This window comes from Akkermansia sp. KLE1798, from assembly GCF_001580195.1.
Classification (GTDB): Bacteria; Verrucomicrobiota; Verrucomicrobiia; order Verrucomicrobiales; family Akkermansiaceae; genus Akkermansia; species Akkermansia biwaensis.
The window spans coordinates 25172-39746 of sequence record NZ_KQ971082.1 but is presented as its reverse complement, the minus strand read 5'-3'; the positions used below and the strand labels follow the sequence as shown (position 1 = coordinate 39746).

At 59.5% G+C, this 14575-nt stretch carries 10 protein-coding genes; 4 read left to right on the top strand and 6 right to left on the bottom strand.

The annotated features are described in order from the left end of the window. Positions 1–80: 80 nt before the first annotated feature. Both HMPREF3039_RS06790 and HMPREF3039_RS06785 read right to left on the bottom strand, forming a co-directional pair. Positions 81–3497: an autotransporter outer membrane beta-barrel domain-containing protein gene (locus HMPREF3039_RS06790; RefSeq protein ID WP_231863871.1), complete on the bottom strand. Its 3417-nt coding sequence runs from the start codon at positions 3495–3497 to the stop codon at positions 81–83. 384 nt (positions 3498–3881) lie between these two features. Beyond that, positions 3882–7271 carry a PA14 domain-containing protein gene (locus tag HMPREF3039_RS06785; RefSeq protein WP_067570143.1) on the bottom strand — a complete coding sequence of 1130 codons (3390 nt, stop codon included), beginning with the start codon at positions 7269–7271 and terminating at the stop codon, positions 3882–3884. Positions 7272–7475: 204 nt separating this feature from the next. On the opposite strand from HMPREF3039_RS06785, the gene HMPREF3039_RS06780 reads away from it, so the two are divergent. Both HMPREF3039_RS06780 and HMPREF3039_RS06770 read left to right on the top strand, forming a co-directional pair. Then, entirely contained in the window at positions 7476–8540 is a 1065-nt protein-coding gene (locus HMPREF3039_RS06780; protein WP_167506761.1) for an FAD:protein FMN transferase, read from the top strand. A gap of 55 nt (positions 8541–8595) precedes the next feature. Then, positions 8596–10197, top strand: a complete 1602-nt coding sequence (locus HMPREF3039_RS06770; protein ID WP_067982245.1) for a glycoside hydrolase family 27 protein — start codon at positions 8596–8598, stop codon at positions 10195–10197. 442 nt (positions 10198–10639) lie between these two features. Here the strand turns inward: HMPREF3039_RS06770 and HMPREF3039_RS06765 are convergent, their stop codons facing one another. Together HMPREF3039_RS06765 and rpmB are read right to left on the bottom strand one after the other, a co-directional pair. Then, a complete protein-coding gene (locus HMPREF3039_RS06765; RefSeq protein WP_012420228.1) occupies positions 10640–10864 on the bottom strand; it encodes a hypothetical protein in 225 nt (74 codons plus the stop codon). Between the two features lie 199 nt (positions 10865–11063). Next, positions 11064–11327, bottom strand: a complete 264-nt coding sequence (rpmB, locus tag HMPREF3039_RS06760; RefSeq protein ID WP_067570139.1) for a 50S ribosomal protein L28 — start codon at positions 11325–11327, stop codon at positions 11064–11066. 178 nt (positions 11328–11505) lie between these two features. On the opposite strand from rpmB, the gene HMPREF3039_RS06755 reads away from it, so the two are divergent. Both HMPREF3039_RS06755 and HMPREF3039_RS06750 read left to right on the top strand, forming a co-directional pair. Next, positions 11506–12507, top strand: coding sequence for an MDR family NADPH-dependent oxidoreductase (locus HMPREF3039_RS06755; protein WP_067570137.1), 1002 nt, complete (start codon positions 11506–11508; stop codon positions 12505–12507). Continuing rightward, positions 12504–13043, top strand: a complete 540-nt coding sequence (locus HMPREF3039_RS06750; protein WP_067570135.1) for a DUF3592 domain-containing protein — start codon at positions 12504–12506, stop codon at positions 13041–13043. Before HMPREF3039_RS06755 ends, HMPREF3039_RS06750 begins: the two co-directional genes overlap by 4 nt. Positions 13044–13081: 38 nt before the next feature. Here the strand turns inward: HMPREF3039_RS06750 and ruvX are convergent, their stop codons facing one another. Together ruvX and HMPREF3039_RS06740 are read right to left on the bottom strand one after the other, a co-directional pair. Continuing rightward, positions 13082–13507, bottom strand: coding sequence for a Holliday junction resolvase RuvX (ruvX, locus tag HMPREF3039_RS06745; RefSeq protein WP_067570133.1), 426 nt, complete (start codon positions 13505–13507; stop codon positions 13082–13084). Further along, positions 13504–14565, bottom strand: a complete 1062-nt coding sequence (locus tag HMPREF3039_RS06740; protein ID WP_067570131.1) for a mannose-1-phosphate guanylyltransferase — start codon at positions 14563–14565, stop codon at positions 13504–13506. The genes ruvX and HMPREF3039_RS06740 overlap by 4 nt, the downstream gene beginning before the upstream one ends. Between the last annotated feature and the right edge of the window lie 10 nt (positions 14566–14575).

Genomic DNA, 14575 nt, shown 5'->3' with positions numbered 1-14575 from the left:
ACACCCTCCGCCCGGGCGGAGGGTGTTTGTTGTTGCCGCCTGTGATTTGCCGCGGCAGGTTATCTTATGCAGAGGGTTTCTCAGAAGGATGCGCGGAGCTGAATGTTTCCGCCAAATCCGTCCCGTTTGCCGGTGTAACCTTTCACCCCCAGATCAAGGAAGATCGGTTTTTCCGCCAACGGCTGGAATACCACGCCAAGTTCCGCCATGCCCGTTCCTCCGCGGAGGCTGGGCGCGGCGATATCCTGTCCGTACGTGACGGCGCGGGAGGCGCCGCTGCATTCCCATTCATAAGCCGCTCCCGCATAGGGGCGGATGGCAGGGGCGGCTTCATAATGGAAGCGTGCGCCGCCTTGCAGGCGGTGGGAGTCCATGGCGCGGAACCTGATGTTGTCCCCGGCGATGTCGGCACGGTCACCGTCCTGGCGGGTCCAGAGGAAACGGGCATAGGAACTCATCCCGATTTTGGAGCCGAGCTTGCGTTCATAGGACAATCCGGCGTGCCCTCCGCAGTAGGGAGAAGAGAGGTTGTAGCCGGAGGCGTTGCCCGCTCCATCTGTCAGGTCCCCGCTATGATAGTCCGCATCCAGCCTTCCCGCACGGAAGGAGGCCTCCAGCGCAAGCCCTTTCAGGCCGCCGGAAGTGAGGTTATAGCGGGCCAGGGCACCGCCGCCGTAGTAGGATGTGTCCCCGGAGGCGCGGACGAAGGAGGCGTCTGCAAACGTGTTGTGGGAGGTGTAGTTTCCCCAGCCTGTTTCAAAGAAGCCGCCCAGCACCAGGGAGCGGAGTTTCTGAAGGCTGGTGGAGACGCCCGTCAGCACGGAGAAGCCGGAGAGGTCCACATGGGAGCCCGTGTCGTATTGGGAATGGCTTCCGGACATGGCAAAGAAGGTCTGCACGCCGGACGCGGCGGTTCCCTGCATGGAGGCCAGAACGGCATTGTTGATTCCCTGGCCCGCGACCAGATCCCCACCCTGGCCGGCCAGGAGCATGGCGGCGGCACGGCCTTCGGAAAGGGATTTGGTTTGCGGATTGAGCCGGCGTCCCGTGATGGTGGCGTCAATGCTGTTTTCTCCGGCAGTGACGGCCACGTCATACAGGAAGGAGATGCCGCGCTTGACGCCGGAGATGGCAGGAGTTTCCAGCGTCATTCCCGTCGTGTTTATCCCATTTTCATTGCGGATGAGGGAGATGGTTTCTCCGACGGAGGGAAGGGGGGAATCCGTGGAGAATCCGCTGATTTTCACCCGGAAAGCGGCGCCGGAGAGGTCGGTCGGAGTTGAAGCCAGGTAGGGGATTTCCGTAGAAACCGTCAGGACGGAGTTTCCGTCCCCGGCCCAGGTGGAGAGGCGGATGTCGTAACGCTCAAAGTTGGCGATTTGAGCGACTTTTCCCTGAAAACCGTCCAGAATCAGCGTATTTCCCGTTCTGACGTCACTGGCGTCCGGAGTCGGGGCATAAGAGTCAAATCCCCCCATGATCTGGGCCTGCTCCAGGTCCGGCATGCCGGCCAGAATGACGGTGTTATGGGTGGCTGCCCCGTTTTCCGTTTTACCGCCGTAAATATGTCCTCTAATGCTTCCTCCCCGGATTTCCACCGTGTTGTGAGAGGATGAACTGTTTCTGCTGAAACCGCCGGTGACGCCGTTGTCAATACGGCCTCCTGTAATGAGAACGGAGTTGTACGAGGCGGTTCCTCCGTCCATGCTGGTTCCTCCCTCAATGAAGCCCGTATGGCCTCCGGTCATGACTACCCGGTTGTTGACCGCGTCTCCTGCGGAAGCGCGGCCTCCGAAGATGCCGTAGACGGTATAATAGGGTTCTCCTCCTTCAGATCCTATTTCTCCCCCGTTGATCACAACCAGGTTGTTGGTAGCACGGCCCGTTCCGGAGTTCACCATGCCGCCAAAAACATTGTTTTTGGCAACACCGCTGTCGATGACGAGCCGGTTGCCGGAGGCGCTGCCCGTGTCGGTGTATCCTCCATTGATGTTTGTTGCCGTGACATTGCTGAACTGCACGCTGTTTCCCACTGCGTTTCCACTGGCGGATTCCGCACCGGAGACTCCCCCGGTCAGGGTCCCCCCGGAGACGATGACCCGGTTGCCTTCCACGTTTCCGGTCTCGCTGTAGGCTCCAAGAAGCCAGTTGGCCGTTCCCGAGGTCATGGTGACGGAGTTGTACCGGGCATTTCCCTGGGTGCTTTCTCCGCCGTAAACATTATTCTCAACCGTCCCTCCGCCGAGGAGTACGCTGTTGTACTGCACGTTTCCGGTCTCGCTGTAGGCTCCAAGAAGATAGCTTGCCGATCCCGAGGTCATGATGGCGGAATTGTTCCGGGCATCTCCATGGAGGCTCCGTCCGCCGTAAACATTCCCTGTGACTGTTCCTCCATTGAGGAGTACGCTGTTGTGCTCCGCCGTTCCCATATCGGAGTAGGCGCCGAAGAGTTTTTCGGCGTTACCGCCGCTCATGGAAACGAAGTTGTACTCCATCGTTCCCGTATTCGAGTAGCCGCCGATGAGGGCGGTGACGGACCCGCCGCTCATGGATATGGAGTTGTACCGGGAATTCCCGTCGTCGCTTTGCCCACCGTAAATATTCTCCCAGACCGTCCCGCCGTCAAGGAATACGCTGTTGTGTTCCGCCGTCCCTGTTTGCGAGTAGGCGCCGGCAAGGGAGCTGGCGTCACCGCCGCTCATGGAGACGGAGTTGTACGCCACCGTTCCCGTTTGAGAGTAGGCGCCGACGAGGAAGCCTGCCGTGCCCGAGGTCATGGAGATGGAGTTGTACCTGGCGTCTCCGTTGCCGCTTTCTGCTCCGTAAACATTCCCTGTGACCGTTCCGCCGTCAAGGAGTACGCTGTTGTATTCCGCCGTCCCCCTCCGTGAGTAGGCTCCGAGAAGGGAACCGGCGTAACCGCCGCTCATGGTGATGGTGTTGTTTTTCAGCAGCGGTCCCGTTTGCGAGTAGGCGCCGACGAGGTAGCTGACGTAACCGCCGCTCATGGAGACGGAGTTGTACGCCACTGTTCCCGTCTGCGAGTGGGCTCCGGCCAGCCAGTTTGCCGTCCCCGAGGTCATCATGACGGAGTTGTACCGGGCATCTCCATGGAGGCTTTGGCCGCCGTAAACATTTTCCCGGACCGTTCCCCCGTCAAGGAGAACGGAATTATGCTCCACCGTTCCCGTCTGCGAGGAGGCGCCGACGAGGAATCCCACGGAACCGTCATTCATGGTGATGCTGTTTCGGACGGCGTTTCCGTCCCCGGTTTTGGCGCCGTAGGCGTTTCCGGGGATATCCCCGTATAGAATGGTGACCGTGTTTCCGGAAGAGCTGTTTTCAGGGTACAGGCTGCCGTTGCCGTCGAGAGGCGCTCCGGGATAAGTCAGGCCAGGGCCGTCGCCGGCGGCCAGGGAACTGCCGGTCAAAGCGATGGCGGCAGTATGTAAAAAGAAGGATATGGTTGGATTAAGATGTGGTGGTATTCTCATCATCCATATCCTTGCGAATTCGCAATCCGAAGCACATTTTGCAGGAATGGCGCGACTTTTGGCGCAACCTTTCTCTGGTTGAACCGGTACTGCATGTGCCGATGAAACTACCCGTTCAATGTATGTTGCAGGGAAAATGCAAGATGCTGGTGATTATGGAATTATGTTTCTTCAAAAGCCTTGGGTGGCGGAAAGCGGAGTGGAAAATTCCCTCTCTGCTTTTTCCGGAAACGGTTCATCCGCGAGAGCCGGGGAGCTTCCGTTTCCGGGTAACAGGCTTACGGAGAAACGGGCGGAGGATTTTCTTAAATGGTTTTTCCTTAGAATTGAAGATTGACTTCGGATTGCGAATTCGTTGTATGCGGATAACAGTGAACGGTGAGCGTGTTAGCGCGAGGCATGGACCTGTTTCCAGGTTTTCCCTTCGTCCGTGCTTTCATAGATGCCCTTTTCCGCGTACAGGGTGATGTGCTTGTTGTCCGCCGTGTCAATGAGCAGATTGAACGCGGCTCCCCAGTCTTCCTTGTCCGCCCGCTTTTTCCAGTTTCTGGCGTTACGTTCGCTGGAGTACACGCCTTTGCCGTCCAGGGGGACGGCCAGCATGAACGTGTCGTCCAGCCTTCTTCTGTCAATGGCCAGGGTGGGCTGGCTGACGGAAAGGCCCTGCATGACCCGGTTCATGGTGCGGCAGTCGTTGAAGGAGGTGTAAACGCCCAGTGTGGAAAAGACATAGAGTTGGTCCGCGGCCCGGGTGTCAAAGACGATTTTCAGGAATCCGGCTCCCTGCACTTCGTTTTTCCGGTCCCATTTCTTTCCATTGTTGGTGGAGACGAAGATTTTGCTCATGTTGGTCTTGCGGTCGGCCGACAGGGCGGCCATCCGTCCCTGGACCATGGTATGGAAGGCGACGTTGGTGAAGGGTTCCCCTTCCAGCCCGGTGTTTTTCCAGGTGGCGCCTCCGTCCGTGCTCATGAACAGTCCGGCCCGGTCTGATCCCACAATGATTTCCTGGGGATTGCGGGGATTGACGGAGATGAGTTCCCCCGCAATGAAGGAAGCCGGGGAGGGGTCCACCTTTACTTCCGGATTGGCGACGGTCCATGTTTTACCCATGTCCGTGCTGCTGAACAGGGCGCCCCCCTGGGAGGTGGGGGCGAGCAGCAGGAGCCTGTTCCCGGAAAGAGCCATGGACCGAACCGATTTGACGCCCCTGGGCAGGGAAAGGGGCTTGCGCACGTAGGCGCCGTTCTTGTGTTCCAGCAGGTCTGCTCCCGTGCGGTAGCGGACGGCCGTCAGTTCCGGAGAGAGGAGGGAGTAGCCGACGATTTTTCCGGCAGGCATGGGGGCTGCTATTTTGTGCGGCTGGAGTTTGGCCGGTTTCAGGGTAACCCCGTCCACCACGGCGGAGAAGACGCCTTTTCCCTTGCCGGGAATGGTTCTGAAGGTGATGCCGGCGATGGCTTCCTCCTTCATCGGGATGATGCGCTGCATGCCTATCTCCCATTTTTTCATGTCCGGGGAGGTGAGGCAGGTGAATTCGTTGCCGCGCTGCACGATGCGCACCCAGCGGTGTTCCTTGTTCAGGCCGAAGGTGGACTGGCGTCCCGTTCCGTAGTCGCTGAAGTCCGCGCTGCATCTGAGGCCGCGGCCCACGGTATGGAAGACGGCTATTTCATCGTCGTAGTTGGTGGCTCCGGCATCCTTGCGCACCATGATGCCCACCCAGCAGTCGTCGCCCGGGTCCAGGGATTTGTCGCTGAAGGAGCTGATGTGGGCCGTCAGCATGAAGTCCCCCTTGATTTTTTTATTCACGAGGTATTCCCCTTCCCCCACGAAGCGGAATGCATTACCCGTGCCGCTGATGGCGTAGGGAAGGCCCGGCTCCCCGCGCAGCATGATGTCCCAGCCCGGGGCGACGCGGCTCTGGGAAGGGATGGTGAGGACCAGGGTGTCCACGGTATGGTTCCCATTGTAGAAGACGCGTGCCCACACTTTGTTTTCTCCGTTGAAGAGCATCAGCGGGGCGGTGAACGGAGCGCTTTCCGAGGAAGAGACGAGCTTGCTGCCGTTGTAGTATTCCACCTTGTTGATCCGTCCCGAGGACAGGACCGTTTTCAGCATGCGTTCAAAGCCCTGGCCGGTCATGTCCAGCCTGGCTTCCGGGATGTCGGCCCGTTTGGGGCGCATCAGGTTGGAACTCGGAATTGCTTCCAGGGGCTGGTTGCCGTACTGCCAGCCCACCCATGCCACGGTGAATTCGTGTTCCGGTTTTTTCTTGAAGTAGGTCAGCCTGATGGGGAGCGTCCCCTTTTCCAGGAAGACGGAGGCGCGCTTTTCCGAGGTGCTGTGCAGCCCGTTGTTGTCAATGACCGTTTTCCCCCCGATGTCCAGCCGGCTTCCGTCGCAGGATTGGAGGGCGAAGGTGTAGGCTCCGCTCTGGGGGACGATGAGCAGCCCCTCGTAGTCAAAGGCGAAGCGTCCTTCCCTGGCGCCGCGCAGGGCGGTGTCGAACCCGCGGGAGACTCCGGTTCGCGTTGGTTTGGAGAAGTCCAGTTCCGACAGTTTGGACCAGCCGTCCTTGCTTTCCAGGTATTTGTATTCCAGGCCGGGGGACAGGTCGTGCTTGCCGGGAAGCCCTTTCCCTTTCATGGGGGTTTCCGTTTCCGCCCTGGCCAGTTCCAGGGTCTTTTTCTGGTCAAAGATGTCCGTGATGGTGAGTTTGACAAAGCACTGGGAGATGTCCCGCGGCAGGGAAAGGGCCCTGGTGCGCACGTGGGGGATTTGCTCTTCCACGGCATGGACGGGGGTACCGGAGTATTGCGGGTTGTCGAATACTTCTATCTTGTACGCGAACTGGGGGGAGGACGTGTCTTTCAGCGACCAGTCCACGATGACCTGCCCTCCGTTATGGCGCGCCTTCCCTTCCGCCATGATGGCGTCCATGGCCGGGGCGTCCGGCTGCTTCAGCCGGAAGGTGTGCTTGCGGCCCGGGTCCAGGTTTCTGGGGAATTGCCTGTTTTCCGTATAGGACATGGTCAGGACGGAGTCGTTTTCCGTCTGGTGGACCGTCCAGCCGCTGTATTTCATGCCTCCTTCCTTGGGAACGTTGATGGAGACGGTATCGCATTTTTCCCATGTTCCGTTGTGCCTGTAAAAGCCCTTGCCGCGCCACAGTTCCCGCTGTTTGCGCCCTCCGTGGCCGAAGTCCTCCAGGAATCCTCCGTTGCCCTTGAAACCCGTCGCCGCATAGGGAATGCGGAAGGTGGCGATGTGGTGCCACTGGTTGCCGGCTTGGTCTTTCATCCACCATCCGGCGTAGCATTCCTTTTTGGCCTCGTCCGCACCCCAGGTGCGTATGAACATGGTGTACCACTGCTTGGTCTTGATCCACGGCACGTCCCGGCCCCCGGCCTTGCCGGAGGCTCCTTCCCCCACGTATTGCTGGGCATAGACATGGGGGTTGACGTACACGTTGCGCACCTGGCGCCCTTCGTAAACCGGAGCGGGCCAGAAGGACCAGACGGTGGAGGGGCGGTAGGTTTCCAGGTTCGTGTTGTCATTGACGTTGGCTGCCACGCCCGCGTAAAAGTAGCCGCCCTTGGGGAACATGTCCAGGTTCCAGCAGGAGAAGTAGGTGGATTCCGGCCAGTAGGGATACAGAAGGTCCACCATGATGATGTCCGAACCCGCCTTGACTTCATCCCCATACCAGCTTGCGGAGACGGGAAGTGTCAGGAGAAGCCAGAGGGAACAGAGAGAAAGGATGAATTTGGACATAAGAATGAAAGGGCTGGGAACAAATCGCGCTGGAATTTGAACCGTTCCATTTATCATGAAAAGAGACCAGAGTTCCAGCCTCAAATGAGGGAATCCGCCGCATGTCTGTCAGCACGGGAGGGGAAGAGGGGGAATGGCGTGCTGGGTTCTTGCTCTTGTCCGTTTGCACGGAGTAAGTTTTGCCGGATGGTCCCCCGGACGCGCATGAAGTTGTTTTACTGGAAAGCTGCCGTTCTGGCGTGCTGCGCCTTTTTTCTGCCTGCCGCCGGTATGTCCGGCGGCACGGGGGAGCCTGCGGCTGCCGTTTCCGCGCGGCTTGTTTCCTGCGAACATGCCGCGGACGGCAGGGTGACGACAAGGGGGGCGGCCATGGGCACGGTGTTTACGGTGCGCGCCTATCCCGGCCACGGCATGGACGGAGCGCGGACGGAAGAAGCCTGCATGCGGGCGCTGGCCTGTGCCGTATTCTGGGAGGGGGTGATGTCCGCCATGGATGCGGAAAGCCGGCTCGCCGCCCTGAATGCCGCTCCGGCAGGGGTGAAGGTTCCCGTTTCTCCGGAGTTGCGGAGGGTGTTGTCGCTGTCCCTGGAATACGCCCGTTTGACGCGCGGAGCCTTTGACCCCACGCTGGGGCCTCTTATCCGTTTGTGGAAGAAGTCCCGCCGCCTCGGGGTTCTTCCTTCCCGGGAGGACTTGGAGCGTGCGCGCCGGGCCTCCGGCTTGGAGAAGCTGTCCGTGGACGGGGAAGGGGTGATGAAGGCCGCGGAGGGGATGAGGGTGGATTTGGGAGGCATCGGCAAAGGGTTTGCCGTGGACAGGATGGCGGATATGTTGAAAGAAAGGGGAGTGGAGTCTTTCTGCATTGACAGCACCAGCGATGTTCTGGCGGGGGCTCCCCCCCCGGGAATGCAGGGCTGGAAGCTCCGGGTAGCCGTGAGGGAGGGACGGCTGGAGCAGCGGCTGGTGAGCCATGCCGCCGTGTCCACTTCCGGGGATGCGCACCAGTTTGCGGAGATAGGCGGCGTGGCGTATTCCCATGTGCTGGACCCCGCCACGGGGCTGGGCGTCACGGAGGGCAGGCAGGTGAGCGTCCAGGCTCCCGCAGCCGCTTTGGCGGATGCGCTGTCCACGGCGGCCTGCGTTATGCCGGAAGAGGCGTTCCGGGCTCTTGCCGGGAAAATTCCCGGGGTTTCCGTGCTGGGGTTTTTCCGGCATCCGCCGCCGGGGAATGAACAGGGCCGTGCCTCCTCCGGGCAGAAGGTTCCGTGAAAGAAGTGCGGCGGACATGACGTTTTGTTGAAGTACTCCCGTATTGAAAACGTTTATGAAATTGTACCGCCTTTTGTGTCTAGCCGTCCTCGGGTCCGCTATCCCCGCCGCGTTTTGCGCCGATTTTCCGAATCCCTATCCCGCTCCGGTTTCCGGAGCGCGCCTGACGCCGGAGACGTCCCCGCTTCCGTCGATCAATGGAGCCCGCGTCCTGGGCGTCAGACCGGGGTCTGAGGTGCTGTTCCAGGTGCCCGTTTCCGGGGAGCGTCCCATGCAGTTCAGTGCGTCCGGACTGCCCGCCGGGGTGAAGATGGATTCCCGCGGCCTGATTTCCGGCAAAGCACCGATGCGGAAGGGAGAATACCGGGTGAAGCTTCAGGCGGCCAACAGACACGGAAAGGACGCCGGGGAATGGGTATTGAAGGTGGGGGACGATTTATGCCTCACTCCGCCGATGGGCTGGAGCAGCTGGTATTCCTACAGCGAGGCGGTAGGACAGGACCAGGTGCTCAAGACAGCCCGGCTTTTTGTGGAACGCGGGTTGGTCAACCACGGCTGGACCTACATCAACATTGACGATTGCTGGCAGGGGAAACGGGGAGGGAAGAATTTTTCCATCCAGCCCAACAAGCGTTTTCCCGATATGAAGGCCATGTGCCGTGCCATTCACGCCATGGGATTGAAGGCCGGCATTTACTCGACGCCCTGGATGGGGACGTACGCCGGTTTTATCGGCGGAAGCGCGCCGGACAGGAAGGCGGATTACGCGGCATTGAGCATCCCGGAAAAGGACCGTCTGCAGGAGTGCCAGATATTCGGACGCTATCCCGGCGTTCACCGTCAGCATGCCGACCGCACGGGGCCCGTGTGGCTGTTTGACCGCGACGCCCGGCAGTGGGCCGAATGGGGATTCGATTACGTGAAGGTGGACTGGAAGCCCAATGACGTGCCCACGACGGAACGTATCCGGAAGGCTCTGGATGAGTCCGGGCGCGATATCGTGCTGAGCCTGTCCAATGCGGCTCCTTATGAACATGTGGAAGAATTGTCCAGGCTGGCCAATTTGTGGAGGACGACGGGAGATATCGAGGACCACTGGGGCAGCGTCAGCGGCATCGGCTTTTCCCAGGAGCGCTGGCAGAAGTACATGCGCCCGGGGCATTGGAACGATCCGGACATTCTCCAGGTCGGCAAGCTGGGCAAGCCCAATCGTCCCAATACCGCGTTTGTCCAGACGCGGCTGTCCCCGGATGAACAATACACGCATGTGACCCTGTGGTGCCTGCTGTCCGCCCCTCTCATCATTTCCTGCGATCTGGAGAATATCGATTCGTTCACGATGGGTCTGCTGACCAATGACGAGGTGATTGCCGTGGATCAGGATCCGGCGGCCCGTCCGGCCCGCAGGGCGTGGAACCAGGGGAATTTCCAGGTATGGACGAAGGAGCTGGCGGACGGGTCCACGGCAGCGGGCTTTTTCAATACCGGCGGCTCCAGGGAGGTTCTGAAGGTAAATCTGAAAGATATCGGCCTGTCCGGTCCCTATCAAGTCCGGGACCTTTGGAAGCGTGCGGACCAGGGAACGGCGGAAGGGGACATTGCCGTGGAGCTCAACAGCCACGGTGCGGCCATGTTCCGCTTCACCAGGAAGGAGTGATGCCCGGTATGCTGGCAGGTTTCATCGGGATGGTTTCTCCTGGGGGGTGTTCCGGGATTTCCCCCCTTGATGGCGGAGTTCCGGCGGACGTGTGCAGGGCTGAATACGGAGCACCGGATTGTTTTTCCGCCCGTGTTTTCTGATTTATTTGCAGGGCGCTTCATTTACCGGTGCAGGGGAAGGCTTGAAACATAGGGGAACAGCCTGGAATGAAGCTTTATTTTTCTCCTCCGTTTTTTTGTTTCCGTTTCTTTATTTAAGAGAATGGATGCTTTAATTTTTCCCTCTGAAATCAATGTGTGCCCGGCAAGGAATGGGAGGGGGGCATTTGTTGTCCGGTTGCATGGGCGCAAACAAAAAGAACCGCCCCGGTAGTCCGGGACGGTTCTCAAAGTTCAAAAGTATTGAATGTGACTTTGCCTTGATTTCTATTCAGAGCGGCTTAGGCGGCGATGCCGAAGTGCTGCTGAATGGAAGCGAAAATCTTGTCGCGGCGTGCGCGGGCTTTTTCGATGTCGCGGGTTTTCAAGGAGAATCTCAGGCGTTCCGCCGTGGAGTCAGGCTTGTGAACCGTGACGTGGCACCACCAGACCCCCCTGTTGTTCCACAGGTGATGGTTGGGGTTGTCATCATTAATTCTAAGAGCGATTTTGGTTTGGGCTTTCATCTGTGTGATCTTTTCCAGTGGAGGACGTCTTATATTACGTCCAATGGTATATTAATGTTTCAATAAAACCTTCAACTTGGAGGTGCCTCACTTAAGCAGATGATCCCTTGTCTTTTGGAAATCCTTTTTGCCAGTTGCTCACCTCGTTGAAGCCTTAGAGTTCAGCCGGTAGAGCAACGTTCAAAAAAAGAATCTTTTTTTACAGGAGACCTACCTTTTTAAGAGTGTTGTACGCACCGTTCTTGTTGATTGTACGCAAGGCCTTGGCGGAAATCTTCATTTTAACGAACTGGCCCAGTTCAGGAACCCAGATACGCTTTTCCTGAAGATTGGGATAAACGGTACGATTGACAGTCTTAGTGACGTGACGACCAATACCGCCCTTTTTCTTGGCAAGACCGGAGCGATGGATACGACGACCTTTGTGAGGAATGGTACCTCGGATGATGCAAATTCGGGACATGGCAATCGAAGTTATTTGTTAATGCGAGGAAGAAAGATTACCGTATTTTTGCCCGAGGTCAAGAACAACTGATTAAAAGGCCCGGATTTTATGCCCGGCGCCGTGCGGACGGACTTCATTCCCTGTTAAAACGTAGCCTGCACTTGCACGCGGAGGGGCTCCATGAGAGATTGGAAGCATGAGTGAAAATCATTATGCAGAGTTTTCCGAATGCGGCATGAAGCCCCAGGACGTGCTGGCTTATGTTTCCGGCCCCGTTCCGGTCCCGGCGGAGGGAGAGGTGCTGGTGCGGATGATGGCCGCCCCGATCAATCCGGCGGATATCAATTTCATTCAGGGCGTGTACGGCGTGAAGCCCGTGCTGCCGCATTCACGCGCCGGACTGGAAGGCTGCGGCGTGGTGGAGGAGTCCCGTGCGGACGGCTTCCGGAAAGGGGACCAGGTGATTCTTTTGCGCGGCGTGGGCTCCTGGAGCGAGCTTGTGGCGGTTCCTGCCGTCAACCTGATGAAGCTGCCCGTAGCGGTGGACCCCGTGCAGGCGGCCATGCTGAAGGTGAATCCCCTCACGGCCCTGCGCATGCTGGAAGGGTTCGTGAGTCTGAAGCCCGGCGACTGGATTGTCCAGAACGCCGCCAATTCCGGGGTGGGGCGCTGCATCATCCAGCTTGCGCGCCAGATGGGCGTCAGGACGGTGAATTTTGTGAGAAGGCCGGATGAATTGAGGGAGGAGCTGACCGCGCTGGGCGCTGATCTGGTAGTCGGTGAGAATGACGAAGATGTGGTGAAGAGTACCCTGGCCCTTCTGGACGGGAAGCGCCCCGTGCTGGCTTCCAACGCCGTAGGCGGGGAAAGCGCCCTGCGCCTGATGGACATGCTCGCGCCCGGCGGAAGCATGGTTACTTACGGAGCCATGAGCAGGAAGAGCATCAAGGTGCCGAATGGATTCCTGATTTTCAAGGGCATCAGGCTGGAAGGCCTGTGGGTGACCCAATGGCTTAAACATGCTCCGGCGCCGGATATTGCGGCTGCCTACGACAAGCTTGCGCGGCTGATGGCGGAGGGCAGTCTGGTGCAGGCCGTGGATACGGTGTTCCCGCTGAGCGAGGTGCGCCGGGCCGTGGAGAAGGCGCAGGAAGAGTTCCGCAACGGCAAGATTGTGCTGAAGATGGACGAGGCGTGAAGTACGTCAGGAGAAAAGAGAAGGAACTGTTGTTTCCGTCCCGGTCCGGAGAGTTCTGGAGAGATTTTTTCAGCGTTCCGTGGTTCGGATGGTACTGGCTGCTTGCATGGGGAATGGCGGCTCTGAGCCTTTATGCCCTGGGGAAAGCGGGCGGCATGTGCCTGGACAAGCACCGTTTTGCGCAGGAGGGCCTGTGTACGGAAGGGAGGGTGATGAGCGTCACCCAGGAGTTTTTTGGGTCGGTCCGCAGATATGGCCGCATCCCGGTATGGGCCCCGAGGGTACGGTTCCTTGAGCAGGGAGGAGGCGGGGAAGTAACGTTCCAGTCTCCGTCCTTTCTGTTTTGGTCCGACTATTCCAAGGGGGATGCCGTCCGGGTCTGCTATCTGCCCGGCGATCCGGAAAATGCCCGTGTGGCGGATGGGTTCATCTGGTGGCCGGAGTCGTCCACGGCCCTGTGGCTGGCAGCGTTTCTGATAGCAGGGGAGATAACCCTGTGCCTGAAGCGGGATGCGCGAAGCGCAGTGGGAGAATAGCCTTCGGAACGGTTGTTCCGCCGGAGGATGGTTTTGGTTCACCCCAGGGTGGAATCCAGCCAGGAGCTGAGGATTTCCACGGCGGCCACCTGGTCGATCACGGGCCGGAAGCTTTTCGCCTTTTTTCCGGCGGCATGCAGTTTTTCCTGGGCGATGACGGTTGTGAGGCATTCGTCCATGAAAATGAGGGGAAGGCCGGGCAGGGCGGCGGAGAGTTCCCTGCCGAAGGCGCGCACCTTGGCGGCCGCGCTGCCTTCCGTGCCGTCCATGCGCACGGGGAGGCCCAGCACCAGGGTGCGGATGCTCCGTTCCTGAACGATCTGCACGATGCGGGTGACGGCGTCCGTCTGCTGCCTGTGGATGGTTTCCACGGGGTGGGCCATGATGCCTACCGGATCCGTGGCCGCTATGCCTATGCGGGCTTCTCCGTAGTCGATGCCCAGGGCGGGATGCTGGCTGGTCATCTGAGTTCGTCCGGGAGCTGGTTGACGATTTTCTTGATGTCGTCCGCCTTGTCCCTGTTTGCGATGAGGATGGCGTCCGCCGTTTCCACGACAATGAGGTTGTCCACGCCCAGCAGGGCCACGTGCTTGTCTCCGCCCTGGGAGAAGACGATGTTGCCGGAGGCGTCCTGCACGGTGATGTCCGTGTTGGTTTTATTGCGGTTGTGGCTTTCCAGATAGTCCGCTACGGATATCCAGGAGCCTACGTCGTCCCAGTCGAAGGTGGCTTCAAAGTTGAGCACCCGGTCGGCGTGCTCCATCAACGCGAAGTCGATGGAAATGGGAGTGAGGGAGGGGAATTCTTCCTGAAGGATGTGATGCGGGTCCGGGGCTTCCGCAATGTGTTCCACAAAGGAGGCCAGTTCCGGGCAGTGCTTGTCCAGCTGCTCGCAAACGGCGGGGATGCTCCAGACGAACATGCCCGCGTTCCAGCAGAAGTTGCCCTGGGCCAGGTAGGAGGCGGCCGTTTCCGTATCCGGTTTTTCCTTGAAGCGCAGGACTTCCCGGCAGGAATGGGCCGGAGAGGCGCAGGGCGTTTCCTCCCCGCGTTCAATGTAGCCGTAGGAAGGGCAGGGCCAGGTGGGTTTGATGCCAACGGTGACGAGGGCTTTTTCCTGCGCGGCGGTGTCCATGGCGGCCTGCATCAGGGTGCGGAAAGCTTCCCGGTCCTGAATGAGCTGGTCGGACGGGATGACCAGCATGACGCCGTGCGGGTCCGCCGCCTTGATGAGTCCGATGCCCAGGGCGATGGCGGGAGCCGTGTCACGGCGGACGGGTTCGGATACGATGTTGTCCGCGGGGATGTCCGGCGCCTGGCGGCGCACTTCCGCCTCCTGCAAGTGGTTGGTCAGAATGAAGATGTTCTGCCGGGGGACGAGGCCGTCCAGCCGGTCGATGGCCTGGCGGAGCAGGGTGTCCTCCCCGATGATGTTCAGGAGCTGCTTGGGGCGGTGGTCCCGGGAAAGAGGCCAGAAGCGCGTGCCGCTGCCGCCGGCCAGAATGAGAGCATATTGATTCATGGCTATTCCT